The organism is Micromonospora sp. NPDC047707 (assembly GCF_040704235.1).
GTDB lineage: Bacteria > Actinomycetota > Actinomycetes > Mycobacteriales > Micromonosporaceae > Micromonospora.
Genome location: NZ_JBEYSU010000106.1, coordinates 1 through 3,671, shown reverse-complemented (window position 1 = coordinate 3,671; position 3,671 = coordinate 1). Strand labels below are relative to the sequence as shown.

The following is a 3,671-nucleotide window of genomic DNA, read 5'->3' as shown; positions in this document are numbered from 1 at the left end:
TCAACCCGCTTCCAACAGCGGCTTGACGAACATAGGAGCATCGAACGCTCACACCTCATCCCCGCCGAGGAGTTCTGCCGGATGCTCGACGGCGTGGTCATCGACGACACCGGCGTCTTCAACGACAAACTCCAAGAGTGGGAGGACTCTACTACAACTACCACCGCCCCCACGGCTCCCTCGCCGGCCAAACCCCATACGAACGCCTCAAGCAGAAGACCCAGACCCAGGTGTAACCAAGCTCCGGCAGATGCATAGCTAGTCCTCGGCGCTACTCGTCGTCCTCATAGCCGAGGTAGCCGCGGCTGCTCCTGATGACTTCCTGGTGCACGCGAGCCATTTGGTGACCCTTGGCTGAAGGGCTATCTGAGTGGTGGGACATGAGTGGCCGGTGCGTTGAGCAGCCTCGTGCAGCCGTCGCTCCAACGCTCCTCGGCTTGCCAACGCTGAAGTGATCCGCTTTTGTGCGGCGTCAGCCACGACTTTCGATTTCGCCTCACTGGCCCGGCAGGGCGTCGAGCCGGCGGCGCAGTTACCGTTCGTGGTCTCGGCCCGCTGCGCGCGGCGTTCCGGTCAACTGGCCTTGATACTACGCGCACTCGTCACAAATCTTTGGCACCGTCCCGCCACGGTCCCTGATCCGCCGTACCAAGCCGCAGCACTCGCAATTGACGTTGATCGCGCCATACGGCAACCCTCGCTCGCTCACCACCTACTTCTACCGCCGTCGTCAAGCAACCTTCGCTCGCCGCCGACCTGCCTGAGTCCTCCACGCTCAGCACCCTGCGATGCTGAAAATTGTCAATACCCGTGGACGGGTGTTGACGCTGCCCCATCGCATGCGCGCGGTCTCGTGTAGGTCATCGAAGATGATCTGGTCGACTGGGGAACTCGGTGGCGGTCGGCGTGGGTGAGCCAGACCATTTTCTCGATCTCGCTGTTGGGCTGCAGGACGCCTTGGTAGTCGGCGGTGTAGCAGGTCATGCGGACCATCGTCCCGTCGGGGTGACTATGAACTTGGGCGTGGAAGGTTCCGACGTGCTCGGCGGCCAGGTCGGTTGGACGCTCGACCAGTTGGCCGTTGATGAAGGTAGCGCCGGGCGCGGACCAGGGCCACCAGGTGGGCCGCTGGATCTTCCTCGGCATGGCCGGCCTGGTCCTGCTCATCGGCGTCGCCGGCATCCTCAACGTCGGCCTCGCGACCGTCGGAGAACGGGTCGAAGAATTCGCGCTGCGACGCGCCGTCTGCACCTCACGGCCGCTGCTCGCCGGCATCGTCCTCGCCGAGACACTCCTGACCGGGCTGCTCACCGCAGCCGCCGCCATCGGCCTGTCCGCACTCGCACTAACCGCAGTCAGCACGCTATTCGGCGACCGGGAGCAGTTTATACGAGATCTCGTGTTTCCCTGGCAGGCAGGGGCCGCGGGCGTCATCGCCGGACTGGTTGCCGGACTGCTCGGCGGCCTCATCCCGGCCATCCGCGCCGCCCGCATCCCAATCGCCACCGTCATGCGCGTCTGACACCTCTCCCCAGGAATTGGGGACCGACCGCGAGGGTACGCGCACCGCGGCAGATCCGGATGCCTGGCGTGCCTCACGACCCGCGCGTGCGGTCTGGCCGACACGTTCAGATGCTGTTTGCTGGCGGCGGGCGCATTTCAGGAGCTCGCCGGAGCTGCTGCTGCGAGAAGGCGACCGGCGCAGATACGGTCATCTGGTGGCGTACGACGCCCCGGCCGAGAGCATTCGACCGATCGCCGACGGGCTGCCGGATCAACCAGCGCGGTTGATCCGTCGCCGTCGGTTCGCGCCGGTCGCGGTCGACGCGGATGGTGACGTCGCCGCCACGCGTTCCTGCGCCGCGGCACCGGCTGTTTCTGGGACGAAATCCGCAACGCCCTGTCTTCCCAGCGCATCCCGGTCGAACACGCCATTGCGCCCTAAATGGGGGCGCACCGGTGCAGCGCTTCACCGGCCGCCGCGAGCAGCTACTCGAGGTCGTCCACGCCGTAACGGGCCAGGGCCACCGACCACGCCTTGACGGTGGCAGTCGGCTGTCTCAGTGACGCCCGACGTGGGGTCGATGCACGGCAGTTCGCATTTGAGCTGCTCCTGTTTTGGGTCAAGTTGTGGCCATCTGTCCTGAACGGACCTGCTTTCGATCAAGCCTTCGTTGGCGAACAGTAACTGTTTCCGCTCCTGACCGTGAAGGCTCCACTCTGCGGCGTTTGTGTCGGGTGGCAGCAGGCAAGGTTATCCGGCGCTGATGATAGGTCATCTGCCTGACGTTCTTGATTGGCGCCTAGCCCAGAATGAGGCTATGTGCGGAAATGGGGCAACGACTTGCGGCGTGACTTTGGGTGGGGGGAACGTCCTTCGTCCTGCTAGCTAATTTGTTGCACGCTGGATAGCTGAGGAACTGGTATCGATTTGCCCTTTACTGCCGGAGGGCGCGTACCTAGAGGGGCGCTAATTGAAAGGACGTAAGATGAGGTTCGCAGTGGTTGGCGCAGGAAGCATTGCCGGTTATTTCGGTGGGCGGCTGGCCGCAGCTGGACATGACGTCGCTTTGCTTACTCATGGCCTGACGCTGACGACGATTCAGGCAGGCGGCCTGTTAGCATGTGGATTCGCAGGAAGCGCCGACGTGCCACGTGTTGCGGCCGCAGAAAGCGCTCGGGAATTCGGCGAATCAGATTTCGTGATCCTTGCAGTTAAAGCGTGGCAGGTTGGCGCGATTATTGATCAACTTTCCCCGCTTCTTGGTCGTGATACGGCGATCGTTACGACCCAGAACGGTGTTGACGCGCCATATCGCATCGCGAAAAGGTATGGCTCGAGCGCGGTGTTTCCGGGCACTGCGAGCATTTCCTTCCGCCCCGAGGCGCTCGGTGCCGCCCGGCAGATGAGTGGACCGGGCCTCCTGACATACGCCGAGTGGAACAATCGAATGACGGCGAGAGTTAAGCGGCTTCGCTTCGCGCTGGAAGAGGCTGGAATACTGACGAGCGTCCCAGCCGACATTTGGGTAGAGTTGTGGTCGAAGCTTCTATTCATGGTGCCCTTCGGCGCACTGGGGGCAGCGATGGATGAGCCTATCGGCGTCCTGCGCTCAAAGCCAGGAACCCGCAAGCTGCTTGCCGCCCTAATGCAGGAGATCCGAGAAGTAGCTTACGCCCGGCGTGTTTGCTTGCCGGAAGATGTTGTCGAGACCGCGATGGCCCTCGCCGATCGGCAGCCCGAAAATGGACGCTTCTCCTTACAGCAGGACATTCTAGAAAAGCGCCCTTCGGCCCTTAATGCGTGGACCGGAGTGGTGGTGCGGCTTGGGGAGGAAGCTCGGGTTCCAACTCCAATGCACGACATGCTGCATGAACTGCTGTTGGATCGTGCAGCCGCCGCCATGATGGGCGAACGACGGATCAAGACTTTGTTTCCCCCCATACAATATGGCTAAGTTGAGACCTGATGGCATTTTTGTCCGGAGATCCGCGAGGAACTTCGAATCGCGCGGGGGACGGACCAATCCCGGACTGTCAAACGAACGGTGTGTCCACGGTTTTGACGGCTACTTTCGGCCTGCGGACAGGCGGCCTTCGAAAGCGATGTCGAAGGCGTTGAGGGCGGGCTTCCAGCGCATTGTCCAGCGTCGGCGGCCCTGCCCGGTTGG

At 62.8% G+C, this 3,671-nt stretch carries 2 protein-coding genes and 2 pseudogenes; 3 read left to right on the top strand and 1 reads right to left on the bottom strand.

Annotated features, from left to right (window positions below; all coding sequences use genetic code 11):
- Positions 1 to 126: 126 nt before the first annotated feature.
- Positions 127 to 236, top strand: a pseudogene (locus AB0873_RS31975) (IS481 family transposase); the annotation flags it as partial.
- 539 nt (positions 237 to 775) lie between these two features.
- Here AB0873_RS31975 and AB0873_RS31970 read toward each other — a convergent pair.
- Positions 776 to 1,041: pseudogene (locus AB0873_RS31970) on the bottom strand (hypothetical protein); the annotation flags it as partial.
- A gap of 79 nt (positions 1,042 to 1,120) precedes the next feature.
- On the opposite strand from AB0873_RS31970, the gene AB0873_RS31965 reads away from it, so the two are divergent.
- Both AB0873_RS31965 and AB0873_RS31960 read left to right on the top strand, forming a co-directional pair.
- On the top strand, positions 1,121 to 1,522 hold the full coding sequence (locus AB0873_RS31965) for an FtsX-like permease family protein (RefSeq protein ID WP_366604481.1): 402 nt from the start codon (positions 1,121 to 1,123) through the stop codon (positions 1,520 to 1,522).
- A gap of 967 nt (positions 1,523 to 2,489) precedes the next feature.
- Positions 2,490 to 3,458 carry a 2-dehydropantoate 2-reductase gene (locus tag AB0873_RS31960; protein WP_366604479.1) on the top strand — a complete coding sequence of 323 codons (969 nt, stop codon included), beginning with the start codon at positions 2,490 to 2,492 and terminating at the stop codon, positions 3,456 to 3,458.
- The last annotated feature ends 213 nt before the right edge of the window (positions 3,459 to 3,671 follow it).

Coding starts and splice junctions, on each gene's coding strand:
- AB0873_RS31960 (WP_366604479.1), top strand. CDS start 2,490: ATGAGGTTCGCAGTGGTTGGCGCAGGAAGCATTGCCGGTTATTTCGGT.